Origin of the sequence: Prochlorococcus marinus str. MIT 1013, assembly GCF_027359395.1 — a bacterium.
In the GTDB taxonomy this organism is placed as follows: Bacteria; Cyanobacteriota; Cyanobacteriia; order PCC-6307; family Cyanobiaceae; genus Prochlorococcus_B; species Prochlorococcus_B marinus_E.
Genome location: NZ_CP114778.1, coordinates 303,892 through 328,956, shown reverse-complemented (window position 1 = coordinate 328,956; position 25,065 = coordinate 303,892). Strand labels below are relative to the sequence as shown.

The window sequence follows — 25,065 nt, the reverse complement described above, 5'->3', positions numbered from 1 at the left end:
GATGAAAACAATCAGCATTTCAGTTTTTACTGCTCTTATTACACATAATAAATGAATGCATAGAATTTCCACCCTTCCGGGGAATGAACCTCAAGAAGAAAATACATTTGTCGAACAGCCATCAGCTCCAGTTATCTTCCTAACTAGCGCTACATCTGATATAACCTGTCTATCTACAGTATTAAAGCTCCCTGACAATAATAATTGGAAAAATAAAATAAGAGCATTACCTATAGCTTATTTATCTTCAAATGCATCAATTGATCATTATATATCTAATACATGTAATACAGCTGAAATTATTCTTGTTAGGTTTTTAGGGTCAAGATCTTACTGGTCTTATGGATTTGAACAATTAGGTTTATGGCAATTAGAGAAACCAAATAGACATCTTATAGTAGTCTCTGGAATTGAAAGTACAGCAAATGATGTTCAAGAAATTAGTAGCTTAAATCAAGAGAAAGTTGATTTAATTCAAACACTTTTAAATCAAGGAGGTATAAAAAACTATAATTATATGCTTCAAACCTTAGAGAAAATAATTGATGTTGAAGAAATTTATTTAAATTCAGATTTAATTGAATATCATGATGACTTAATAAAATGGAAATGGAATAATAATGATAGGCCATCTATAGCCGTATTTCTCTATAAATCACTTTTACAATCGGGTAATTCAGAGTTAGCTGATAAAATAAAAGATATATCTAATAAATACAACTTAAATGCCAAAATAATATGGATTACAAGTTTTAAATCTAAAAATATAGAGAATCAAATTATAAGTTTATTAGAAAAAGAGAACATAAAAGCAATAATAACAACAACATCATTCTCATCAGTTGAATTTAAACATGATGATGTGAAGAATAACTTGTGGGATAGATTAGATATACCTGTATATCAACTACTAATATCTAGCTCATCTGTAACTGAGTGGAATGAATCTACAATAGGTCTTAACCCAATTGACTTATCAATTCAAGTTGTTTTACCAGAAGTGGATGGTCGAATCTGTACAATTCCAGTTGCATTTAAAAACCTTACTTATACAGATAATGAATTATCAATTGCTGTTCATAAAACGGAGCCATATGAAATACATATTGAATGGTGCATAAAATATATAAAAAATCTAATTTATCTACAACAATCGAAGAATTCAAATAAAAAGATAGCTCTCGTGATAGCAAACTATCCAGTAAAAGACTCAAGAATTGCGAATGGAGTAGGATTAGATACACCCGAAAGCCTATTAAATATCTTGATATGGCTTAAAGAGGAGGGATACTATCTAGGAAATAAAGATATTCCAAGTAATAGTAAAGATTTAATCAACTTATTAGTAAGTCATAGAACAAATTCTGAAGAGACAATATCAAATAAACCTCAATCATATTTAAATATTCAAGATTATTTACTTTATTGGGAAAAACTTGGATCTAAGGTTAAAGATACAATTTCAAATCGATGGGGAGATCCAATTAATTCTATTCAATTAGAAAAGAATGGATTTCCAATTAATGGCATTTCCTTTGGAAATATAACAATTTTAATTCAGTCAAATAGAGGTTATGAGAGCGATAATTTATCTGATTTACATTCTCCCGACTTACCTCCTACACATAAATATATTGCACAATATTTTTGGTTAAATAATTCATTTAAAGCTAATGCAATTGTACATCTAGGTAAACATGGAAGCTTGGAATGGTTACCAGGAAAAGGAATTGGATTAAGTCATAATTGTTTCCCATTTATTCTTTGTCCTCCGATTCCAAATATATATCCATTTATTGTAAATGATCCTGGTGAAGGCTCTCAAGCAAAAAGAAGAACACATGCAATTATTATAGATCATTTGACTCCTCCATTGTCTCATTCGGGTAGTTTTAATGACCTACTAATTATTGAGAACCTTATAGATGAATATTATGAATCTAAACTAATTAATGATAATAGAAGTCAATTATTAGAAAAAAAGATAGTAGATATTTTAATTAAAAATTCATGGCCAGGTATTGAATCAAATAAATTAAAAGCAGAAAAAGAAAATTTAATTATACAAGATCTAATAGATAACGCAGAGAGTTATTTATGTGAAATTAAGAATTCCCAGATAAGAACTGGTCTTCATGTTTTTGGAGTCAATCAGAGTATGGATAAATTAATAGAGTTAACACTCACAATTTCTAATGTCCCGACAGGAAATAATCTCGGTCTTACTCAATGCTTAGCAGAAGATTTAGGTTTTACGTTTGACCCTTGGAGTGACGAAGAGAGTGAAAACTTAAAGCAAGTAGACATTGATTTATTTAACGCTTATACAGCAATCAAGGCAAGGAAAGTCGGTAAAGTAGTTGACTGGTTGAATGACATTGGAAAATATATAATAGAGTTTCATTGTTTTAAATTTCTTAATTACAAAATAAAATCAAAAAAGGAAATAAGACTTGATAGTAAAATCTTAAATTACATAGATCATGAAAAACCAAATATTTTTATAAATCATTTATTAAATAATATCTTACCCAAACTATTAAACAGTTCAGTCAACGAAAAAACTAATTTCCTCAGTGCTTTAGAAGGAAAAAGAATTTCTAGCGGTCCTTCTGGGGCGCCTACAAGAGGGAAATTAGAGGTTTTACCAACAGGTAAGAATTTCTTTTCCGTTGATATAAGAGCAATACCAACTGAAACAGCTTGGGACTTAGGAAAAAGAAGCGCTGAACAAATAATGGAACTTTACCTACAAGAAAATGGAGAACACCTTTCACATCTTGCTATTTCAATTTGGGGAACATCAACAATGAGAAATGGTGGAGAAGATATTTGTCAGCTTTTTGCTCTCATGGGTTTAAGGCCAATATGGGACGGGACTTTAAGAAGAGTAGTTGACGTAGAAGTCATTCCCATCAGTGTATTGAACAGGCCAAGAGTAGACGTAACTTTAAGAATTTCTGGTTTATTCAGGGATGCATTTCCTCAGATAATTGAATTGATTCGAAGAGGTCAAAACCTTATTGGTAATTTAAAAGAATCCTGTTCTATTAATCCACTTGCTGAGTCATATAGAAATGGAAATACAAAATCAAGAATATATGGCTCAGCACCTGGATCATACGGAGCAGGATTACAAGAAATAATTAATAGTGGCTCTTGGGAGAATCAATCAGAACTCGCTGATGCTTTTATCGAATGGAGTAAATGGAGATATGAAGGTTCAAATAAAATCATAAAAGACAAAAATGGATTAGAAAATAATTTGTCAAAGGTAAAAGTAGTACTTCATAGTCAGGACAATAGAGAACACGATATCCTTGATTCAGATGATTACTATCAATTTCAAGGTGGATTGATATCCGCGATTAAAAAAACTAGTGGGACAGATCCTCAAGCCTATTTTGCCGATAATTCAAGGTATCAACGTCCAAGAATTCATAAACTCTCAAAAGAAATTGATAAAGTAGTTCGAAGCAGATTATTAAACCCAAAATGGATAGAGGGGATGAAAAAACATGGATATAAAGGTGCTTTCGAAATGTCAGCTAGCCTTGACTATTTGTTCTCTTTTGATGCGACTACAAACTTAGTTCCTAATTGGTGTTATCAATCTATTTTGAATAATTGGTTAAAGAATAATGATACGAAAAATTTTATTAGTGATAACAATCCTTGGGCTTTAAGAGATATCGCTGAAAGATTACTAGAAGCATCTAATAGAAAACTTTGGACAAATCCAACTAATGAAGAAATATCATCTATAAAAACATTATTATCAGATGTAGATAGTAAAATTGAAACCTATTCTTCTAAAAATAATTTATAAATCATTCAACGTCTAAGAAGAGATAATCCGTGGCTATCTGTACCACATGTTGATAATAAAGAATAAGAGTTTGCACAATCAAATATTTTATCGCAGACAAATTTTGAAGGGATCCAATTATTTGCTCGTTCGTAGTTATACCATGTTTCAACAGCATCAAAATTTAGTTTAGATGCTTCGTCAATCAAGATATCAAATGGAAGCTTATATCTTGCGGGATGAGCCAACACAGCAATACCATTAGCTTTATGAATCGAATCAACCACAGTCGAAGCTAATAATTCATTACCAATAGCAGACTTATTCTCAATATAAGGTGATAAGTATTTTGATTTATGATCAAAACCAAGACCTAAAACATGAACCAAGCACCCTTTCAATAAACAAGTAATTTCTATTCCAGTCCAAAGTTTAGGAAAACTTAATTTGAAGTTGAGTGTAGCGTCTTCCAATTTACTTAATTCAATATAAGCATCAACTGAATGATGATCTGTGATTGCATAATGATCAATATTGAGATCAATTGCTTGGTTATAAATTTCTTTAGCAGTCAAACTTCCATCACTATATGTTGAATGCATATGGAAATTAATAGAGTTTGGACAACTTTCTTTTGTAATTGATTTAATTATTTTTTTTAATTTAATAGAATCAATATTAGACATATAAATTAAGTAAGTTGTTTCCTATTCCTTCTCCATTTAGCATAAAATTGTATACTTGCTGCCATAAAGAGAATCAATCCAAATATTAACCAGCTAGCTGCACTTGTAGGGAACTGGTTTTTAAATACAACAAGCATTACAACAACTACCAATAATAGTGTTGGCAACTCATTCAAAGCTCGTAGTTGCTGGCCACTATAATTATACTGATTGTTTGTTAATTCATTCATGATTTTATAGCAATAAAAATGATAGACAAGTAAAAAAGCAACAAACAATAGTTTAATCTGCATCCATGCCTGAGAAAGATATGAAGGCTGCATATATAACAATCCAGATGCCATGATGACAGCTAAAATCATTCCAGGCGTTGTTATAATATTAGCTAATCTTTTCTCCATTAATGTATATTGCTTGTTAAATAAATCCCTAATTTCTTCCTTCTCACTTTGTACTTCTACATGATAAATAAATAATCTGACTAAATAAAATAAGCCTGCGAACCAAACTACAACACCGATAATATGAAAGGATTTAAACCATAAATATGTCTCCGGCGAAAAAATCATATTCTATTAAATGTTTCGTGCATTCATATCACTCTATACATTACTATAATAAAGATTAGCTGTCCCTAATTCGTTAATATTTTATAAATAGATTATTTATTTTCATCAGGATGAAAATAATTTCTAATAACAACAGCAGTAGATGTTCCCAAGCCAGGTGTTGTTGAAAGTTCAGAGAGAGATGCCATTTGGATAGCTTCTATAGACCTAAAATGCTCCAATAATAATTTAATTCTTTGTGGTCCCAAACCAGGAATCTCATTTAATTGAGAACGTTTCATACGCTGACTTCTCTTTTGCCTGTGAAAGGTAATTGCAAACCTATGAGCTTCATCTCTAATCCTTCGCAATAAAAGCATTCCTGGTTGATTTGGCTCAGTGTCTAATGGCTGTTTATAATTTGGAATAAAAATCTCCTCTTTCTTTTTGGCTAAAGATATAAGATTTATATTTTGATCAAGATTTAACTCCTGTAAAGCGGCTAATACTGAGCTTAATTGACCTTTACCACCATCTATTACAACCAAATCGGGCCAGTCATTCAAATTATCCTTGTCTAAGACACTAGATTCATTATTTGATAATTCATTTAAATCACCACCCTCTTCTTTAAAACGGGCCCATCTTCTAAATCTCCTAGTAAGAACTTCAGCCATAGATTCGAAATCATCGCTATGCCCAAGTTTTATATTAGAACTTTTGATTTTATATTTTCTATAGTGTTGTCTAGCTGCGATACCATCAATAAAAACAACTTGAGAAGCGACAGCATCACTACCTTGTATATGACTAATATCGTAACATTCAATTCTTTTTGGAATTTTTGCCAGCTCAAGGATATTGGTTAAATCGTCTAGCTCCAGTAAGTTTTTATCATGTGATTGTTTTATCCTTTGCAACTCTAAATTTGCATTCTTTTCTACTAATTTAATAATTTCCGCTTTCTTTGATCTTTTTGGGACTTTAATATGAACTTTTTGCTTTTTTATTTCACTAAGCCAATCAGATATTAACTCTGTATTAATTAATTTATGTTGAACTAATATTTCTGCTGGTATTTCAACAGGATCTACATTGGAGTAATGATTTTCAACAACTTTTTGAAGTATTTGAGAATTACTTAGATTATTATTATCAGAGAAATATCCTAATCTTCCAATTAACTTACCTGATCGCATTTGAAAAATTTGAATAGATGATATATTTTCTTCTGATGCCAATGCAATTATATCCCTGCATACAGATGAATCAGGAATAATCATCTTTTGAGATTCATATAATCTATCTATACCTTTAAGCTGGTCCCTAACTGATCCAGCTTCCTCAAACTTTAATGACTCTGAAAAAGAGAGCATTTGTTTTTCTAATAATGTTCTTAATTCATCCGTTCTACCTTGAAAAATCATTTCAACTCTTTTTAGTGTATTTTTATAGTCCTCAGAACTAATCTCCTCTTGGCAAACACCTGGACATCTACCAATTGAATAGTTAAGACATGTTCTATCCCTGTAAAGCGGTATTCTTCGTTGTCTAAGAGGAAAAAGTTTTTTTATACTAAACAGCGTCTGCCTAAGCAAATAAACATCAACATATGGACCATAATACTTGTCCTTTAATTGTCTTTGGCGTCTTTTTCTAGTTAAAAAGATTCTAGGGTATTTATCACCCCATGTTATACAAATATAAGGATATTTCTTATCATCTTTTAATAGAACATTGAAATAGGGTTGACGAGATTTTATTAAATTAGATTCTAGGGTTAATGCTTCACTTTCGTTATCAGTAACTATCAATTCGATATCTACAACTTGCCTTACCATTAAGGAAATTCTTGGACTTAATTCATCACTTCCTCGAAAATAACTTCTAACTCTATTTCTTAACTTTTTAGACTTTCCAACATATAACAATCTATCATCACTATCTTTCATCAAATAACATCCAGGATCATTTGGTATATCCTTCAAAAATTTCGATAGTCTTGACTTGTCTTTTATTAACGGTGTTAATTCCACCGATCTTGTCTCGTTAAATTAACCACCATAGTTCCAACCTGTGCTTGCTAAATTTAAGGCAGATCCATCTTTATTCAATACGGCACTCTTCACTTCAGCAACGAAGACTGTGTGATCTCCATGTTCTACGCCTGAAATGACTTCGCATTCAACGCCACCTATAACATCTTCGATTAAGGGCATACCAAGCTCTCCATAAGTGAATTTACAAGCTTCAAATCTTCCACCTAATCCTTTTTGTGGCTTAAAGAAAACAGCAGCTAGATCCTTTTGATCTTCTCTCAGAACATTTAGAGAAAACATCTTAGTTCTTTGAATAATTCCATGACTAGATCCATCAGCACGAACAGCCATTACAACTAATGGAGGTGTAAATGAACCTTGTGTTACCCAGCTAGCAGTAAAACCATTTATTTCATCTCCTTCTCTAACAGCACAAATAAATAATCCGTGAGGGATTTTGCGCAAAAGAACTTTTTTGGCATCCTGATTAAGAGTCATGCGCTTTGATACGTTTGTAGATATTAGATTCTATGAAAGAAATGGACTTTTTTAAAGTTAAAAAACCATGAAGGCGCTTTATCCCGGTAGTTTTGACCCATTAACGTTTGGTCACCTTGATCTAATTCAAAGGGGAAGTGATTTGTTTGGAGAAGTTCTCATTGCAGTATTAGAAAATCCGTCAAAAAAGGCAACTTTTCCGTGCGAGAGAAGAATAGAACAGATTAAAAATGCTACCAGAGATATACCAGGTTGTAGAACAATAGCTTTTAAAGGTCTAACGGTGGATTGTGCACGTGAACATAATGCGGATCTTATTTTAAGAGGCTTAAGAGCTATGAGTGATTTTGAATATGAACTACAGGTTGCTCATACTAATCGATCTTTAAATAATCAATACGAAACAATATTTCTCGCAACAGAAACGCATCATAGTTTTTTAAGTAGTTCTGTAGTTAAAGAAGTCGCAAGATTTGGTGGTGAAATTCGTCATATGGTTCCTGAGTTTATAGCCAAAGATCTTTTGGCACTAAATACAAATTAATTACAATTATCAGTATTATCTACTATTGATAATATTTTCACAATATGTCTTGTCGAATTCTCCATATTGTTCACAATAATACTAAAAATTTTTTCCTCTCCTAATATAAAACCAGAGAGGGATCTAACATCATTAAGTCTTCCAGATTTAGCCAGAATTCTACCCTTAAGGTTTACTGGAGCATTTACATTTGCTAACGAGCCTCTAACACCTAAAATTGAAAAAGATGAGAAATAGTAGTCAGAAAATCTATTAAGTTTCATTCTTCTCAAGAACTGGGATAAGCCATATGTGGTTACTCTATTCTTTCTTGATAACCCACTGGCATCTGCAAAGATAAAATTTTCAGAATTAAAGTTTTGTTTATTTATCCAATTACTATATTTTAGATTAGGAAAATCATGAGACCAGTCATTTAATGAATTTCTGAAAATCACTTCAGAAGTAAAATTGTGACTCTCAGAGTTAACAAGGTTTAGCAAGATATATAAAGGGGCAGAATTAATAACTTTAATTGTTGAGATATAATCAATAGGATATTCTTTATTAACGGCTTTTACAAAATATTTTTTAGATAAATTATTTTTTCTAAGAGTATTCTCTAACTCATAAATAAAATTATCAATTGGATTATATAAAGCATTAATACTTGAATTACTTGCTATTGAATATTTAGTAATAGGTGCCCCATATTCTTCTTTTCTATCTGCATATGACCAGCTAGCAGGCCACCAATTTTTAGTATTACTAGTTTTAATTATTATTGGTAATTTTAAAGTGGGATTATGATTGGTACTATTAAGATCATTAATTAACTCTTCTAAATGACTTTTATCGAAATCGGGATCACCTGATGCTTCAATATATAAGCTTCCATCATTTATCTCTTTTAAAGATGTCTTAAGAGTATAATAAGGCCCTAAAGTATCTAAAGAGAAAGCGCTAGACAGAATCTTCTGGTTAGAAGCAGGAATCCTAGGTATATAGCCATTAATATCTACAATGAAATCACCTGATTTATCTAAAATACTTACGCTAATATTAGCATTGAAGTTATAAGTATAATCCTCTAATTTTTTTTGCAAAGGTTTACAAATATTAAATTTTTCAGGACTTATCTTATTAATATTATCCCTTTGTCTTATGTATGAGAATAATGAAAATAAATTACCATTAACTATATTTACTGATAATAAGATAAAACCAATATATAAATATAATTTTTTAATCATACAGTTATAAGTTTAGCATTATAGTTTCATCATCAGGTCGCTTATCAAATGATTTAGCAAAAGAATATCCATTAGTGTTTAATTTAAAAAGCTCCCAATCATTAGGAAATCTTTTTAATAATGCGCCCATAGATAATGGTTGAACATAATAAAGTACTTCCCATTTTTCAGCAAATCTTTTCCTCATTTCCCTACCGACACTTCCAATACCTACTATTGGATCTTCCAACTTACCATTAATCATAATTACGGTTGAATTAGTATGTGAACATACTTGCTCAAACATCTCAATATCATATGGTTGAGGAGAACAGACTAATAAGAATGAATTCAACAAATCTGTTGAATTAATAAACTCCTTAAATGTAAAAATCTTATTAGCCAATTCAGGGTTGTCTCTTTTAGCAAGAGCAGCTCCTCCAGCATCGGCCCATAATAAAATATTATCGAATTTAATTTCAGTTAGTTTGTTAGATAAACGAAATATTATTGGATTAATTCTTAATCCTTCAAATCTTAGGTTGATAGAAAGAAAAGATTGTTGAGAATTACTTGAAAAATAGCTTTGGATTGATTCATAAACATTTGATTCTGCTTCTCTAAGATCTGAGGGTAGCTTATTATTCATTTGATGATCATTGTTTTTTGAGTTCTAAAGATTGCAATGATTCATCTATTATATTTGAAACTGAGTTAATATCATCATTTGAAATCCATGGACCAATAGTTATTCTTAATCCAGATTCTTGTAGTGGTTTATCAACATTAATTGCTACCAGTATGGGATTTGGTCCTTGACTAGATGATGAGCATGCACTACCACTACTTATATAAACGCCATATTTTGATAATAATCGAACAATTTCTCTACCTTTAATTGGAAACATTGATTTTGTATGACAGAGATATGAAAGATTATTCGGTAGACGTTCTCTATGAGGACCAATAAAAGTAAGTTGTTTATTCTTAGCTAGATTTTGTTTTAAAAGAGAAGTCATTTTGGAGACATTATTCTTGGGGAATAATGTTTGATTATCAGTAACCTCTATATATTCATTAAGAAGGTCAATTGCTGTTGAAAAACCTGCAATAAGGGGAACTGACTCTGTACCAGATCTTATAGAGCCATTCTTAAATCCATATGAAGGATCATTAAGTAATAACTCTCGAACGCCTCTACGCAACATTAATAATCCAATACCTTTTGGGCCTTGAAGTTTATGCGCAGAGGCACTAAGCATATCAACATTTAATTTACTCCAATCAATAAGACCGCTAGGGAGGACCTGTGTAGCATCAGTATGAAAAAGTATATTTCGTTTTTTACATTCATTACCTATGAGATTTATGGGCTGAATGGCCCCAATCTCACTTTGGCCCCAGATTATCGAAACCATTTTTGTTGGAGGAGATAACATCTCCTCCAACAAATCAAGGTTGATAATTCCATAACGATCTACAGGCCAGTATTTAATATCCCAACCATCATTATGTAATTGATTGGCTATTAAGTTAATAGAAGGGTGTTCAACGCTACTTATAACAAGTCTTCCTTTATCAAGATTATTAGATACAACTTTAAGAGAAAGATAATTTGACTCAGTTGCTCCAGATGTGAAAAAAATTTCGTCAGATGAAGCTTTTAATTTATTAGCTATTGATAATCTAGATCTTTCCAAAATCTCTCTTGCAAAAACCCCAACTTTATGGATACTTGATGGATTCCCCCAGCATTCAGATTGAATATCCTTTAGTTTATTAATAACATCTATATGTGGCGGAGTAGTCGCTGATGCATCGAGATAAATATTATTCATTTTCAAGTATGATTAAATATCTATCTCGCCATGAAATACTTTTAAGGCAGGCCCCTGCATTAAAACTGGACCTGCTTGGTTGGGCCATTCAATTTCTAATTTGCCACCTGGTAAATAAATGTTAGCGTTGTTTAAAGTTTTACCTAACTTGGATGTTACGACCAGACACGCGCAAGCCCCTGTGCCACAAGCTAGTGTTGGCCCGCAACCCCTTTCCCATACCTTAACTTTAATATTTGATTTATCAATTAATTCAACAAAGTGAACATTGGTATCATTAGGAAATGTATTGTGTTTTTCAAGGAATCTTCCCCATTCTTCGAATGGTATATTGTCAATTTTATCAACAAATACGATCATATGAGGATTGCCCATACTAGCAGCATAAACATTTAAAATTTCATCATTTATTGTAATCTTTCCATTAGGAACTGGTAAATTATTCATTAACAATTTAGTAGGTATATCTTCAGGAGAAAGAATAGGTTCTCCCATATTTACTTTAATATTTTCATTACCAGCAATAGAGGTGAGAATCAGACCAGCTTTAGTTTCTATTCGAATCTCAGACTTATCATTAATTTCATTATTATCGTTTAAAAAAGCAATCAAGCATCTTATACCATTGCCACACATTTCTGGTTCAGAACCATCAGAATTAAATATCCTCATTTTCACAAAACATTTATTTTTGGAATCTAATACAAGAATAATTCCATCAGCTCCTATGCCAAAATTTCTATGACATAGATGTTCAATAAAGTTATCTTTATTTTCAGTAAATAAATTATCTAAGTTATTACCACGTGCATCAAAGATAATAAAATCGTTACCAAGTCCTTGATATTTTGAGAAATTATATTTCATGATTTAAAGTTTGTTTAACTATGATCTAAGAAAATAAAGCGTTCCTGGTAGTAATTTCAGAACTATTCGCATATTGGGCATCAATTTATGAGAACATTATCTGATTGGCAAATCAACTACTGAAGGAGATCTTCCTTGAATAATACTACTTCAGAGATTAGTGACCAGCGTTACGAGCCTCGTGAGATAGAAGCTTATTGGCAAAAAGAGTGGGCTAATCAAGGGCTCTATAGAACAAATACTGATGTAAACAAAGACAATACTTTTTACGCCTTGTCAATGTTCCCATACCCATCGGGTTCCTTACATATGGGGCACGTGAGGAATTATGTCATTACAGATGTACTGGCTAGATATAAAAGGATGCAAGGTTATAACGTTCTTCATCCAATGGGATGGGATTCCTTCGGTTTACCGGCTGAAAATGCAGCAATAGAAAGAGACACGAGTCCATCAACCTGGACAGATAAAAATATTTCACAAATGAAAAATCAATTAGATCGACTTGGATTATCAATAGATTGGTCTAAAGAAGTTACTACTTGCAAAGAAGATTATTATAAATGGACTCAATATATATTTAATCAATTACATAAAAATAATCTTGCCTATCAAAAAAAAGCAACGGTAAATTGGGATCCGATTGATCAAACTGTTCTTGCAAATGAACAAGTAGATGCTGAAGGTAAATCGTGGAGATCTGGAGCTAAAGTTGAGAAAAAGGAATTAAACCAGTGGTTTCTACGAATTACTAGTTTTGCCGAAGATCTAAATAATGACTTAGCTCAGCTTAATGACTGGCCAGAGAGAGTCAGGGTTATGCAAAAAAATTGGATTGGTAAGTCAATCGGAGCAGAAATAACATTTGATATCAAAAATCATAACCAAAAAATAACAGCTTTCACTACAAGAATAGATACAATCTATGGAGTAAGTTATCTGGTCTTAGCTTCAAATCATCCATTAATTGATCAATTAATAAATGATAAAGATATTAATCAATTAATAGAGTTTAGGAAAACACAAGAAAAGTTAAGTGATCTAGAACGTAATTCAGATAGTAGAAAAAAACTTGGAATGTATTTAGGAGTAAATGCAATTAATCCAGCAGATAATAAAGAGATACCTATTTGGATTGGCGATTATGTGATTATGGAATATGGAACAGGAGCTGTTATGGGTGTTCCTGCTCATGATAGTAGAGATTATAAGTTTGCTAAATCATATGATTTACCAATTAATTATGTCATAAGACCCAATAATGATGAAGATGATAGTTATTTAAATGCTGAGTACGTAGATAAGGGAATCATGATCAATTCAGATACATTCAATGGAATTGATTCTCATATTGCAAAAACAAAAATACTTGAATTAGGTTCAAATGCTAATTGGGCAAAACCAAAAACTACGTATAAGTTAAGGGATTGGCTTATATCTAGACAAAGATATTGGGGTTGTCCGATTCCGATAATTAATTGTAAGAAGTGTGGTCAAGTAAGAGTTCCAGACGATGATCTACCTGTTTCTCTGCCTATTGATATTAAATTAACTGGTAAAGGAAAGTCACCTTTAACCACTAAAACAGAATGGATAAACACTTGTTGTCCTAAATGTGGAAATGAAGCAAAAAGAGAAACTGACACAATGGACACTTTTATGTGTTCATCATGGTACTTTTTAAGATATATAAACCCTGAAAATAAACAAAATCCATTTATAAAAAGCGAAATAGATAAATGGCTTCCTGTTAAACAATACGTAGGTGGTATTGAGCACGCAATCCTTCATTTACTTTATTCAAGATTTTTAACCAAAGCTCTGAAAAGCTGTGGATTATTAAATATTGATGAACCCTTTAAGAAGCTATTAACTCAGGGAATGGTTCAAGCTATTACTTTTAAAAATCCAAATAATAATAAATATTTTTCAAAATATCAAATTAAAGATATTAATGATCCTAAAGATCCAATAACTGGAGAAAATATTGATATTATCTACGAAAAGATGTCAAAGTCTAAATATAATGGTGTAGACCCATCATTAGTCATAGATAAATATGGTGCAGACACAGCCAGAATGTTTATTCTTTTTAAAGCTCCTCCTGAAAAAGATTTAGAATGGGATGATTCAGATGTTGAAGGACAATATCGATTTATACAGAGACTCTGGAAATTTGTTATTAATACTTTAGAACTAACAAAGAGTAAATCAAGATTAAATATAGAAAAAGAACAGTCTAAAGATGATGAAGCTTTACGTCTAATTAATATTGCTATTAAAGAAATTACTGATGATTTGAACAATCTTCAATTTAATACAGCAATATCTGAACTTATGAAAGCTGTGAATGGCCTAAGTTCAATAGTTAATAACTGTAGTAATGAAAGTCTAACTAATGTTGTTTCAATATTAGTTAAAATAACTTCTCCATTTTCTCCTCATATTGCAGAGGAGCTTTGGAAGACAATCGGAAATACTCAAAGTATTCATCTTCAGTCATGGCCAAAATTCGATGCAAGTGCGCTTGAACAAGATAGCTTTAAACTTATGATCCAAATTAACGGAAAAGTTAGGGGATCAATCGATGCCAGTAAAAATCTATCTAAAGATGAATTAGGGGATATAGCTATCAAAAGTGATGCGGCTCAGAAATGGATAGATGGAAAAGAACCAAAACGGATAATTGTGGTTCCAAATAAATTAGTGAATATAGTTATTTAGAAATCAGTTTTTCGAAATAATTAATTGATCTGGATTTGATTGATTACCATTCACTGAATAATGATCTGAATTTTCAGAAAGTTTTCTCAGAATCAAATATATCGACTCAGTTGAGTCAGTAAACAATGCATCATTAATTTGTCTTAAAGTTCTTTCTTTTCCATCTTCCAAAAGTTCTTCAATTTCTTTTTGTAGATTAATTATGTTTGTAGCGGCTTTTTTCCCAGCTTCAACTCCTGGTTGATTGTAAGCATTAACATTAATCAATTCAGCATATAAACTTACTGCTCGTTCAAATAATGCAATTAAAGCTCCAAGACTTGACTCGTCAAATGATTTAAATGTGATTGTCAAATTCTGTCTCCCACCTTCAGTTAATGCTGCTCTTGTTCCTTGAAGAAATCCAGACAAGTAATCCCCAGGTCGTTTATTTTTTACTTCAACTATCTCTGCTGGATCGTGGAGAATCTCAATGAAATTAACAAAGAAATTATCAATACCATCTCTTAATTGCTGCACATATGCATGCTGATCAGTAGAACCTTTATTTCCATAAACTGCGATACCTTGATTAACTTGATTTCCATCTCTATCTAACTTCTTACCTAAGGATTCCATCACAAGTTGTTGAAGATATCTACTGAAAACTTGTAATCTGTCTCTATAGGGAAGTACAACCATATCTCTTAACCCTTTTCCATTTCCAGATTTGTACCAAGCTAAGGATAAAAGTGCCGCTGGATTATTTTTAATATCTTTTTCTCTTGTTAGAGAATCCATTTGAGATGCTCCATCTAAAAACTTGTTAATGTCAGCGCCAATTAGGGAGGCAGGTAATAATCCAACAGCACCAGTAATACTTGTCCTTCCACCAACCCAATCAGGTAAATCAAAGATATTTAACCAATTTTCGCTAGCAGCTAAGGCATCTAACTTACTACCTTTTGTAGTAATTGCTATCGCTCGAGATGACCAGTTCTGGTTGTTATCGTGAACAAACTTCATGGCTTGCTCCATTCCTATCAAAGGTTCAGGAGTGCCACCTGATTTACTAACAACTACAAACAAAGTTGATTCAATATTAGGAAGAATGGAATTTAATTTATGAGAAATCCCCTCGGGGTCTACATTGTCTAGAAAATGTAGATTCATTCCAATTGACTCTCTCTTAAATGACTCGTTAATAAGTAACGGACCTAAACCACTACCACCTATACCTATCCAAAAAACATCTGTATATTTTTTTCCATCGCTGTTAGTTATTTCACCATTTAATATTGATGCTCCAAACTTTGTTATGTCTTGAATTTCTTTGGTGATGGAGTCTGAAATTTCCTTACTTGGAGCAATCTTCGGATTTCGAAGCCAGTAATGACCAACTTGCCTGCTTTCATCAATATTGGCAATCGATCCATTCTCAAGACTTTCTAAAGAATCAAAAGCTTTTGAATAAATGTCCTTAAATTTTTCAAAATCACTCTTCTCCACATTCATTCTGCTTATATCTAGCCAAAAGCCTAATGAATCATCGCTAAATAAAAGATCGCAGTACCTTAACCATTTATCGTTGTTATTCATCTGGAAGATGTCAGTTATTTCCATTATTGATATGAGAATACTCCTTAATGAGTTCTGTTACAGGTACTCTCAAAAGAGAACCGTTAAACAAATTGATTTGATTTATATTAGTCAAGAATGGTTTTCAATTGGCGAATGTTTAGTAATTGACAAATAGGAATGTAAATAAGCTTGATAGTTATTTTTATCTAACCTTTGGGAAATCTAAATGTTGAATTAACTTTCATTACTATTAAATATGTCTTTATATTTAGATATTGTAATTTCATCCAAAGGGCATATATTTAGTTATAGATAATCATTTTTTAATGAAAAAAGATAATAAAAAATATATGGAGAAGAATATATCTTATGATTTAAATGAACATTGCCTGATTAGCCCACTAGATTCAGAAAGCCCTTTATTTGAGCCTAAAATAAGATTAGGTGTCCTTGCTTCCGGTAATGGCTCTAATTTTGAGTACATTATTAAATCAATTCAAAATAACCAACTTAATGCAGAAATTTCTATATTAATTGTCAATAATCCTGATTGCTTAGCAATAAAAAAGGCTATCAAATACAAAATACCCTATGTAATTATTAACCATAGAGATTGTCAAACAAGATTAGAACATGACATGCTGGTATTAAAAAAACTGGAGGATTTATCCGTAGAACTAATTGTTATGGCTGGATGGATGAGAATTGCTGGAGAAGAATTAATTAATAGATATATAAACCGACTAATTAATATACATCCATCACTATTACCTTCTTTTAAAGGCATTAATGCAATACAGCAGGCAATAGACGAGAGGGTTACTATTACGGGTTGTACGGTTCACTATGTAAAAAAGGAAGTTGATTCTGGCTCAATAATTATTCAAGCTGCAGTCCCTATTCAAGAACATGATAATAAAGAGACTTTAACAAAAAGAATTCAACAAATGGAACATATAATATTACCTTTAGCGATAGCAAAAGTAGCCATGAATATAAGAACTGGCTTCAGGGGTAATAAGTAATCTTAGGAAGACCAATATCTGATTCAAGTCCGTGCATAATATTTAAATTTTGTATAGCCTGCCCTGCTTGACCTTTTAGAAGATTATCAATAACACTCATCAGTACTATTCTTCCATTACGTTTATCAACTTCAACTGAAATCATAATTTTATTAGTATTTTTAACCCATTTAGTAGCTGGATAAATACCCACAGGCAAAATATCAATAAATGGTTGATTTTTATAAAAAGCTTCAATTACAATTTTGCAGTCTTCTGCTGTTAATCCAGGATCTCTTAAACGAGCATAAACTGTCGATAAAATACCTCTAACCATTGGCACCAAATGAGGCGTAAATTGCAAGTTGACTTCATGACCAGCAAAGTGACTAGCGATTCTTTCTATCTCTGCCCTATGCCTATGCCCAATGACTCCATAGGGCTTAATTGATTCAGAGCATTCAGAGAGTAAGAGTTGTTCACTTGGATTTCTACCTCCGCCGGATGTACCAGATTTTGCATCAATAATAATTCCTTCACTTTCTATTAATCCTTGTTTTAAGAATGGAATAAGGACACTAAGAGATGAGGTTGGGTAACAACCTGGGCAAGCAATTAATCTAGATTTTGATATTTCATTTTTAAATTCCTCTGAAAAGCCATAAATAGCCTCTTGACATAATTCATAGTCATATCTTTGATATTTTGCAGCTTCTTTGGAATATACTTCCTTCCATTTTTTCAATGATTTAAATCTATAATCAGCTGATAAATCTATTACTTTAATACCTTTTTCTAATAATAAAGGGGTTAATTGCGATGATAAGCCGTTTGGCAGACTCAATATCGCATAATCAGAATCTTGAGCGATTTCATCAATATTGCTTTTAGTTATATCTTTATCCCCCACAAGTTTCATAAAAGGATTTATTTCATTCCAGCTCTTACCTGCTGATCGCTCTCCATTTAAAGTTGAAATCTCAAAGCTTGGATGTTCATTAATCAACTTAACCAGTTGAAGTCCTCCATATCCAGATGCTCCAATAATTGCGATCCTCCCAGCTTTCGATGTACTTATTGCCATAACATCAAGGTTATTTCGTAGAATGAAGAGATATTCATTTGAGAATAATTAGCAAAGAACCTTTTCACCACAAACACGAGGAATAAGTTGAAATCAGAAGATTGTTATGAAGTTGAATTTGATGATATAGCGGATGCTCTTGCTGCTATAAGAAACGGTGAATGTGTTGTAGTAGTTGATGATGAAAAGAGAGAAAACGAAGGAGATTTGATCTGTGCTGCTCAATTTGCGACTCCTCAGCAAATAAATTTTATGGCAACTGAAGCTAGAGGTTTGATATGTCTAGCAATGCAAGGGGAAAGATTAGACCAGTTAGATCTACCTTTAATGGTCGACAGGAATACCGATTCCAATCAAACAGCATTCACTGTAAGTATCGACGCAGGTCCTGAATTTGGTGTATCAACTGGTATATCAGCAGAAGATAGAGCTAAAACAATTCAAGTTGCTCTTAATAGTCAAACAAAACCAATAGATTTAAGAAGACCGGGCCATATTTTTCCCTTAAGAGCAAAAATTGGTGGGGTATTAAAAAGAGCTGGGCATACGGAAGCAGCAGTAGATTTATCTTTGTTAGCGGGTCTATCTCCTGCAGGCGTTATCTGTGAAATCCAAAACCTGGATGGCTCAATGGCAAGACTTCCAGAGTTGAAAAAATATGCGAAGGAAAAAAAATTAAAGTTGATAAGTATTGCAGATTTAATTCATTATAGGCTTGAAAATGAGCGCTTTGTATACAGACAAGCAATTGCAAAGTTACCAAGCCTCTTTGGAGATTTTAAGGCAATAGGTTATAAGAACGAATTGGATGGATCTGAACACGTAGCAATAATAAAAGGGGATCCAGAGAATTTAAAAGAGCCAGTATTAGTTCGAATGCATTCGGAGTGTCTAACTGGAGATGCATTTGGATCGTTAAGGTGCGATTGCAGACCCCAATTAGAAGCGGCCTTATCAAGAATATCTGAAGAAGGAGAAGGAGTTGTTGTATATCTAAGGCAGGAAGGTAGAGGAATAGGTTTAGTTAACAAATTAAAAGCCTATAATTTGCAAGATGGAGGATTAGATACGGTTGAAGCTAATGAGAAATTGGGTTTTCCTGCAGACTTAAGAAATTATGGAGTAGGTGCACAAATATTGACAGATTTAGGAATAAACAGACTTAAGTTATTAACAAATAATCCAAGAAAAATAGCTGGACTTGGAGGATACGGACTTCAAGTTGAATCAAGAGTACCTCTAGTGATATGTCCTGGAGATCACAATGCAGCATATCTGGAAGTAAAAAGAGAAAAGCTTGGACATTTATTTGATAATAATATTCAGGCAAATTTAAACAATGAAAGACAAAACATTGTTGTTTATTGGGATGGTAAAGTTGACAATAATGAATTAAAACATTTTGAAGACAAAGCAAATAAATGGTCAGAAAATCATTTTTTAAATATTTCTATTCAAAACACTCCAAGGTTGATCGCTCTATGTGAAAACCCATTATTCATATGGAATGTTAGACATAGAGATATTAAGACTCATTTAGAAGGAAACTTGATAGATAAAAGGTTACTGGAGTCACTTCTTAAAGAACTATGTAATTGGAAAAACACAAAAAGAATCGGAATAATTAAGACAGTTAATTATGAAAGACTTTTGCATCCATCACAAAATATATTAATTGAAAAGAAAGAAATCAGCGAACTTTCAAAATTTGAAAATTCGCCTTTATTTGGTTGGGATTTAAAAGATAAAACCACTACTATTGAATGGAGTTAATAATAAAGAAAAAATTCTATTTTATAAGACTTACACTATTAATTTTAGTTCCATTAGTAATAGATAGAAGGATTTTCATATCATCAGTTTTACCAAAAACAGTATGTACTCCATCCAAATGTGGCTGTGGAGCATGAACTAAAAAGAATTGGCTGCCACCAGTATCCTTTCCTGCATGCGCCATTGAAAGAGAACCAGCAACATGTTTGTTTGAATTAATTTCACAATTAATGGAATATCCAGGACCCCCAGTTCCAGGAGTTCCTCTTGATCCCTCTCTTGTATTCGGACATCCACCTTGAGCCATAAAGCCATTAATTACTCTGTGGAAAGAAAGGCCGTCATAAAACCCCTCTTTAACAAGTTTCAAAAAGTTTTCTACTGTTTTGGGTGCATCATTATCAAATAGGTCAATAGACAATTGGCCTTTATCTGTGTTCATCAATACTTTAGACATAGCTCAAATTAATTTGTTTTATAATAACTGGTTTTAAAATTTAATGCAGAAAGTATATTGTTAATAAAAATTATAAATCAAATATAGGTCAATCACTTTTAACCTTAATTAGTGCTGTTCTTAAATTTCCATTTGAATCACTAAGTAATTGCTTAGCCTCAATAACATCCATCCCAGACATAGCAATTAATAAAGATAATTTTACTGATCCATTTGTCTTCTTTAAAAGTTGAACAGCAGTTTCATTATCAACTGAGCCAATATCAGATATAATACCAATTGCTCTATTCATTAATTTATCGTTGCTTACTGATAAATCAATCATTCTATTTCCATAAACCTTATCTAATTTAATCATCACAGATGTAGAAATTATATTTAATGCCATCTTTGTAGCAGTTCCAGCTTTTAATCTTGTTGAGCCTGCAAGAATCTCTGGTCCAGTAATAAGCCTAATATCGATATCATTATCTAAAGTTGAATCACTTTCTGGAACTGATGAAATAGAAATAGTTAGTGCATTTATACTTTTTGAATAGTTTAATGCCCCAACAACATATGGAGTTCTGCCACTAGCTGTTATACCAATTAAAACGTCTCTATTTGAAAAATGTCTATCTTTAAGATCAGCAACAGAAGCCTCAGCTACATCCTCTAGAGATTCAGAACTTCTTGTTAGAGATGGTACACCACCAGCAATTATTCCTTGAACCAAATCTGGATCAGTGCAAAAGGTTGGAGGACATTCTGAGGCATCAAGGACCCCTAATCTTCCTGAAGTACCAGTACCAATATAAAATAATCTACCATTTGATTTAAGTCTTGTTGTGATTTGATCAATAGCATTAATTATTTCTGGAATAGCTTTTTCAACAGCCTTTTGAGGTTCTTTATCAGCTTCAGAAAAAATATTGACTATTTCATTCGTAGATTTAGTATCTAATTCGTTTGATATAATATTAATCTGTTCAGTTAGAATTTGGTAATTATAATCTTTTGAGTTAATATTGAAATTAATCATAAAAGATTTTCTAAACGTTTTTTTATATCTTCAAGTTGTTCATTAGAGGATGTTTGTTCATTTAAATTATCTTTATTATGCCAATTCCCTACTTCTAAATTTGAAAGGGGTGGAGAAATCATAAGCCGCTCTTCATCAGTACTTGGAATAAACCCTTTTTCGACATAACGAGCCTCGTAACCAGCTTCAACACAAAAAGCTTCAATATCTATCCTCGTCAACTCCTCAACGGATGGAGTTGGGAAGTCTTGAGCCTCTAAAAGGCCACAATATCTTTCAGCGTCATCCTTATCCTCAAACATAAGGATGACTGTGGTGCCCTTAAGTTCAAGGGAATGTATACCCTCACTTTCAGTCCCCGCTTCATACAAAAGGACATGGACTAACATAGAAATTAAATAATCAATTTAATTATAAATCGATAAAATCAATAAACAATATGTTTCTAATAATTCTCCATAGATATTTCATTTAGACGTTGATATAATGCTATTTCAGAATCACTTAAATTCTCAGGCAAGACAATAATTATTTCAACAATTTGATCACCGCGATATTCTTCGTACTCCAATCCACGTCCTCTAAGTCTTAACAACCTTCCAGTTGATGAATTAGGAGGTACTTGTAATGTTACAGATCCATTTAGAGTTGGAATATCAACTGCACATCCTAGCAAAGCATCATGTGGGAATAATTCTAGACGATACAGAACTCTTAATCCATCAATTCTTAATCCATCGTCTGTTTGTACTTTTAATTGAACAAAATGATCACGACAACCAATTGCAGCACCTTCTATTCTTAATCTCCATCCATCGCCAGCAAAGGGCGGAGTTATAAGTTCAACGAGAGTGCCATCTTGTAACTGAATATCAACTGATGTACCATAAAGAGCTTGATCTGGAGAGATTTCAACAATGGACTCCTGGTCTTCATAAATTAATGTTGGTGGTGGTGTTGGCTCACTTGTTGTAGGAATATATTCATTAAAATTACTTCTATCAAAGTTTTCATCTTCGCTTTCAGGAAAATCTGAATATTGATAATCAACCTGATCCGTATCGTTTATAAAATTAATTTTAATTCCTAATACAACATCTAAATATTCCTCATAAGATGGGAATCTATTTTCAAATATATCCTGATCTTTATTAGTTTTTTTCTCCCATTCTTTTCTCTTTTTTGGATCACTTAAAATTGCATAGGCTTCATTAATTAATTTGAATCTTTCTTCGGCATTGATATCATTTTTATTTAAATCAGGATGCCATTTTCTAGCCTCTTTTCTAAAGGCTGATTTAAGTTCAATAGGATCACATTCTGGCGAGACACCAAGTAGTGACCAATAATTATGTTCAACGGTAGTAGTCATTATCCCAAGGATCTATGTCCCTTTTTCTATAATTATTTTCACCATTTCTATTTTTGCCTTGTTGTGAATAATCCCAAGGATCATCATCCCAGTAATCATCAGAAAATAATTCATCCTTTAAAGATCCAAAAGTATTTTTTATTCCCTGAATGGGATTAGATTCTGTTTTTCTTTCCGCAGATAATCGGCGATTCAAGCCAAATAATGCTTCTTGAAGAGAGCCAACTGCATATTCAAGTTCTTGCAAATCATTATCTTGGAGCAAATCCTCAACGTCCCTCATCGCAATTTCGACAGCCCTTTGTTGTCTTTCAGCCCCATAAGGACCAAGTTCCAGGGAAGCATCTCTTAGTCGTCTTTCAGCTTGTGCAACAAGGGTTAAAGCATTATTTCTTTGATCGATAGACGCACGCTTTTTTCTATCCTCAGATGCTTTTAGTTTGGACTCTTCAATCAATTTATTTACTTCATTTTGATTCAAGTTTGAACCACCAGTAACACTTACAGACTGTTTCCTACCAGTGGTTCTGTCTGTTGCACTTACCTCTAATAAACCATTAGCATCGATATCAAAAGCTACCTGAACTTGAGGAACACCTCTTGGAGCTGGGGGAATACCAGATAATCTGAATTTACCCAACGATTTATTGTCAGAAGCCATTTGCCTCTCTCCTTGCCATATGTGAATTTCTACTGATGATTGATTCGAGGCCGATGTACTAAAAACATCTGATTGTCTAACTGGTATGGAGGTATTACGAGGAATTAGAACTTTCATCAAACCTCCAACAGTTTCAAGGCCTAGAGAAAGAGGAGTGACATCATTTAATAAAAGGTCTCTCAGCTCCCCTGAAAGAATCCCGCCTTGAATTGCAGCACCAATGGCAACTACTTCATCAGGGTTAACAGATTGACAGGGTGGATTTGGAACTAATGTTTTAACTAATTGCTTTACCATTGGCATTCTTGTACTGCCTCCCACAAGGACCACCTCATCAATATCCTCAGGATTCCATCCTGAATCATCAATAACAGTATTAACGGGATCAAATAATTTATCTAAAAGATCATTACAAAGACTCTCGTACATTTTCCTACTAAGATTTGTCTCAATGTGTAATGGTCCATCATTACCTGTGGAAATAAAAGGAAGTGAAATTGGAGTAGTTTGAACGCCGGAAAGTTCTTGTTTAGCTTTCTCGGCAGCCTCAGAAAGTCTTTGTAAAGATTGCCTATCCCTTCTTAAGTCTATTTTATTTTTTTTTAAAAAATCTACAGCTAGCCAATCAACAATTTTTTGATCAAAATCATTGCCACCCAATTGGGTATCTCCAGAAGTTGCCTTTACATCAAAGACACCATTGGAAATTGACATCAAAGAAACATCAAATGTACCTCCACCTAAGTCAAAGACTAATACCTTTCGAGAAGAACTCTTATCAAATCCATAAGCAAGAGCTGCTGAAGTTGGCTCATTTAAAATTCTTTCAACAGATATACCAGCCAAAATCGCAGCATCACGAGTTGCTTGCCTTTGAGAATCGTTGAAGTAAGCGGGAACAGTGATCACAGCCGAATCAACATTTTCCCCTAAATAGGTTTCAGCATCATCTATTAACTTCCTAATAATATTCCCAATCAATTCTTCTGGGGCATATTCCCTCTTTGTGAGAGGAGAGGTTATGCGAACATTTCCTTCATCATTTGAGCGAACGTTATAAGGAACTGAAAGACTAGTTTCTTCAAGCTCGTCCCATGATCTACCAACAAATCTCTTTAAATTTGAAAAAGTATTTTTTGGGTTTAGAACTAATTGTCTTCTAGCTAATTGCCCCACCAATAATTCAGATTCCTTAGTAAAGCCAACTACTGATGGAGTAGTTCTTGCCCCTTCAGCACTAGAAATAACAACAGGCCTACCAGCCTCCAACACCGCTACAACGGAATTTGTCGTTCCCAAGTCAATGCCAACTATTCTACCCATGGCAATACTTATTTAAGCCCCACAGTAACTAGCATTTAAGGGTATTC

The 25,065-nt window shown here is 32.7% G+C and carries 20 protein-coding genes; 5 read left to right on the top strand and 15 right to left on the bottom strand.

Annotated features, from left to right (window positions below; genetic code table 11):
- Positions 1–55: 55 nt before the first annotated feature.
- Positions 56–3,829 carry a cobaltochelatase subunit CobN gene (cobN, locus tag O5633_RS01750; RefSeq protein WP_269610320.1) on the top strand — a complete coding sequence of 1,258 codons (3,774 nt, stop codon included), beginning with the start codon at positions 56–58 and terminating at the stop codon, positions 3,827–3,829.
- A gap of 5 nt (positions 3,830–3,834) precedes the next feature.
- On the opposite strand, the gene O5633_RS01745 is transcribed toward cobN, so the two are convergent.
- From O5633_RS01745 to O5633_RS01730, 4 genes are all read right to left on the bottom strand, one after another.
- Positions 3,835–4,494 (bottom strand): PHP domain-containing protein, encoded by a 660-nt coding sequence (locus O5633_RS01745; RefSeq protein WP_269610319.1) that lies wholly within the window; start codon positions 4,492–4,494, stop codon positions 3,835–3,837.
- A gap of 5 nt (positions 4,495–4,499) precedes the next feature.
- Positions 4,500–5,063, bottom strand: a complete 564-nt coding sequence (gene hemJ / locus O5633_RS01740; RefSeq protein WP_269610318.1) for a protoporphyrinogen oxidase HemJ — start codon at positions 5,061–5,063, stop codon at positions 4,500–4,502.
- A 92-nt stretch (positions 5,064–5,155) separates the two neighbouring features.
- The gene (uvrC, locus tag O5633_RS01735; RefSeq protein WP_269610316.1) at positions 5,156–7,078 is read right to left on the bottom strand and encodes an excinuclease ABC subunit UvrC; all 1,923 of its coding nucleotides are present in this window, start codon (positions 7,076–7,078) and stop codon (positions 5,156–5,158) included.
- 18 nt (positions 7,079–7,096) lie between these two features.
- On the bottom strand, positions 7,097–7,579 hold the full coding sequence (locus O5633_RS01730; protein ID WP_011293861.1) for a flavin reductase family protein: 483 nt from the start codon (positions 7,577–7,579) through the stop codon (positions 7,097–7,099).
- A gap of 67 nt (positions 7,580–7,646) precedes the next feature.
- Between O5633_RS01730 and coaD the strand changes: the two genes are divergently transcribed.
- On the top strand, positions 7,647–8,123 hold the full coding sequence (gene coaD / locus O5633_RS01725) for a pantetheine-phosphate adenylyltransferase (protein WP_269610315.1): 477 nt from the start codon (positions 7,647–7,649) through the stop codon (positions 8,121–8,123).
- Here coaD and O5633_RS01720 read toward each other — a convergent pair.
- The 4 genes from O5633_RS01720 to dapF are packed head-to-tail and all read right to left on the bottom strand — an operon-like array spanning position 8,120 to position 12,039.
- Positions 8,120–9,355 (bottom strand): D-alanyl-D-alanine carboxypeptidase, encoded by a 1,236-nt coding sequence (locus O5633_RS01720; protein WP_269610314.1) that lies wholly within the window; start codon positions 9,353–9,355, stop codon positions 8,120–8,122. The two genes, coaD and O5633_RS01720, sit on opposite strands and share 4 nt — an antisense overlap.
- Positions 9,356–9,359: 4 nt before the next feature.
- Entirely contained in the window at positions 9,360–9,983 is a 624-nt protein-coding gene (locus O5633_RS01715) for a DUF1995 family protein (RefSeq protein ID WP_269610313.1), read from the bottom strand.
- 7 nt (positions 9,984–9,990) lie between these two features.
- Positions 9,991–11,172: a cysteine desulfurase family protein gene (locus O5633_RS01710; protein WP_269610312.1), complete on the bottom strand. Its 1,182-nt coding sequence runs from the start codon at positions 11,170–11,172 to the stop codon at positions 9,991–9,993.
- Between the two features lie 12 nt (positions 11,173–11,184).
- Positions 11,185–12,039, bottom strand: coding sequence for a diaminopimelate epimerase (gene dapF, locus O5633_RS01705; RefSeq protein ID WP_269610311.1), 855 nt, complete (start codon positions 12,037–12,039; stop codon positions 11,185–11,187).
- Positions 12,040–12,174: 135 nt separating this feature from the next.
- On the opposite strand from dapF, the gene leuS reads away from it, so the two are divergent.
- Complete coding sequence (leuS, locus tag O5633_RS01700) at positions 12,175–14,763, top strand: leucine--tRNA ligase (RefSeq protein WP_269610310.1); 2,589 nt, start codon at positions 12,175–12,177, stop codon at positions 14,761–14,763.
- 3 nt (positions 14,764–14,766) lie between these two features.
- Here leuS and O5633_RS01695 read toward each other — a convergent pair whose 3' ends face one another.
- Positions 14,767–16,365 carry a glucose-6-phosphate isomerase gene (locus O5633_RS01695; RefSeq protein ID WP_269610309.1) on the bottom strand — a complete coding sequence of 533 codons (1,599 nt, stop codon included), beginning with the start codon at positions 16,363–16,365 and terminating at the stop codon, positions 14,767–14,769.
- 284 nt (positions 16,366–16,649) lie between these two features.
- Here O5633_RS01695 and purN point away from each other — a divergent pair, with 284 nt between their 5' ends.
- On the top strand, positions 16,650–17,348 hold the full coding sequence (gene purN, locus O5633_RS01690) for a phosphoribosylglycinamide formyltransferase (RefSeq protein ID WP_269610308.1): 699 nt from the start codon (positions 16,650–16,652) through the stop codon (positions 17,346–17,348).
- Here purN and argC read toward each other — a convergent pair.
- Positions 17,332–18,411 (bottom strand): N-acetyl-gamma-glutamyl-phosphate reductase, encoded by a 1,080-nt coding sequence (gene argC / locus O5633_RS01685; protein WP_269610307.1) that lies wholly within the window; start codon positions 18,409–18,411, stop codon positions 17,332–17,334. The two genes, purN and argC, sit on opposite strands and share 17 nt — an antisense overlap.
- Before the next feature lie 87 nt (positions 18,412–18,498).
- Between argC and ribBA the strand changes: the two genes are divergently transcribed.
- Positions 18,499–20,184 carry a bifunctional 3,4-dihydroxy-2-butanone-4-phosphate synthase/GTP cyclohydrolase II gene (gene ribBA, locus O5633_RS01680; protein ID WP_269610306.1) on the top strand — a complete coding sequence of 562 codons (1,686 nt, stop codon included), beginning with the start codon at positions 18,499–18,501 and terminating at the stop codon, positions 20,182–20,184.
- Between the two features lie 16 nt (positions 20,185–20,200).
- On the opposite strand, the gene O5633_RS01675 is transcribed toward ribBA, so the two are convergent.
- The 5 genes from O5633_RS01675 to dnaK form a co-directional block, all read right to left on the bottom strand.
- A complete protein-coding gene (locus tag O5633_RS01675; RefSeq protein WP_269610305.1) occupies positions 20,201–20,641 on the bottom strand; it encodes a peptidylprolyl isomerase in 441 nt (146 codons plus the stop codon).
- A gap of 88 nt (positions 20,642–20,729) precedes the next feature.
- Positions 20,730–21,662: an N-acetylmuramic acid 6-phosphate etherase gene (gene murQ / locus O5633_RS01670; protein ID WP_269610304.1), complete on the bottom strand. Its 933-nt coding sequence runs from the start codon at positions 21,660–21,662 to the stop codon at positions 20,730–20,732.
- Complete coding sequence (locus O5633_RS01665; RefSeq protein ID WP_269610303.1) at positions 21,659–22,051, bottom strand: DUF3110 domain-containing protein; 393 nt, start codon at positions 22,049–22,051, stop codon at positions 21,659–21,661. The genes murQ and O5633_RS01665 overlap by 4 nt, the downstream gene beginning before the upstream one ends.
- A 56-nt stretch (positions 22,052–22,107) precedes the next feature.
- Positions 22,108–23,034, bottom strand: a complete 927-nt coding sequence (locus O5633_RS01660; protein ID WP_269610301.1) for a DnaJ domain-containing protein — start codon at positions 23,032–23,034, stop codon at positions 22,108–22,110.
- On the bottom strand, positions 23,018–25,018 hold the full coding sequence (dnaK, locus tag O5633_RS01655) for a molecular chaperone DnaK (RefSeq protein ID WP_269610300.1): 2,001 nt from the start codon (positions 25,016–25,018) through the stop codon (positions 23,018–23,020). The genes O5633_RS01660 and dnaK overlap by 17 nt, the downstream gene beginning before the upstream one ends.
- Between the last annotated feature and the right edge of the window lie 47 nt (positions 25,019–25,065).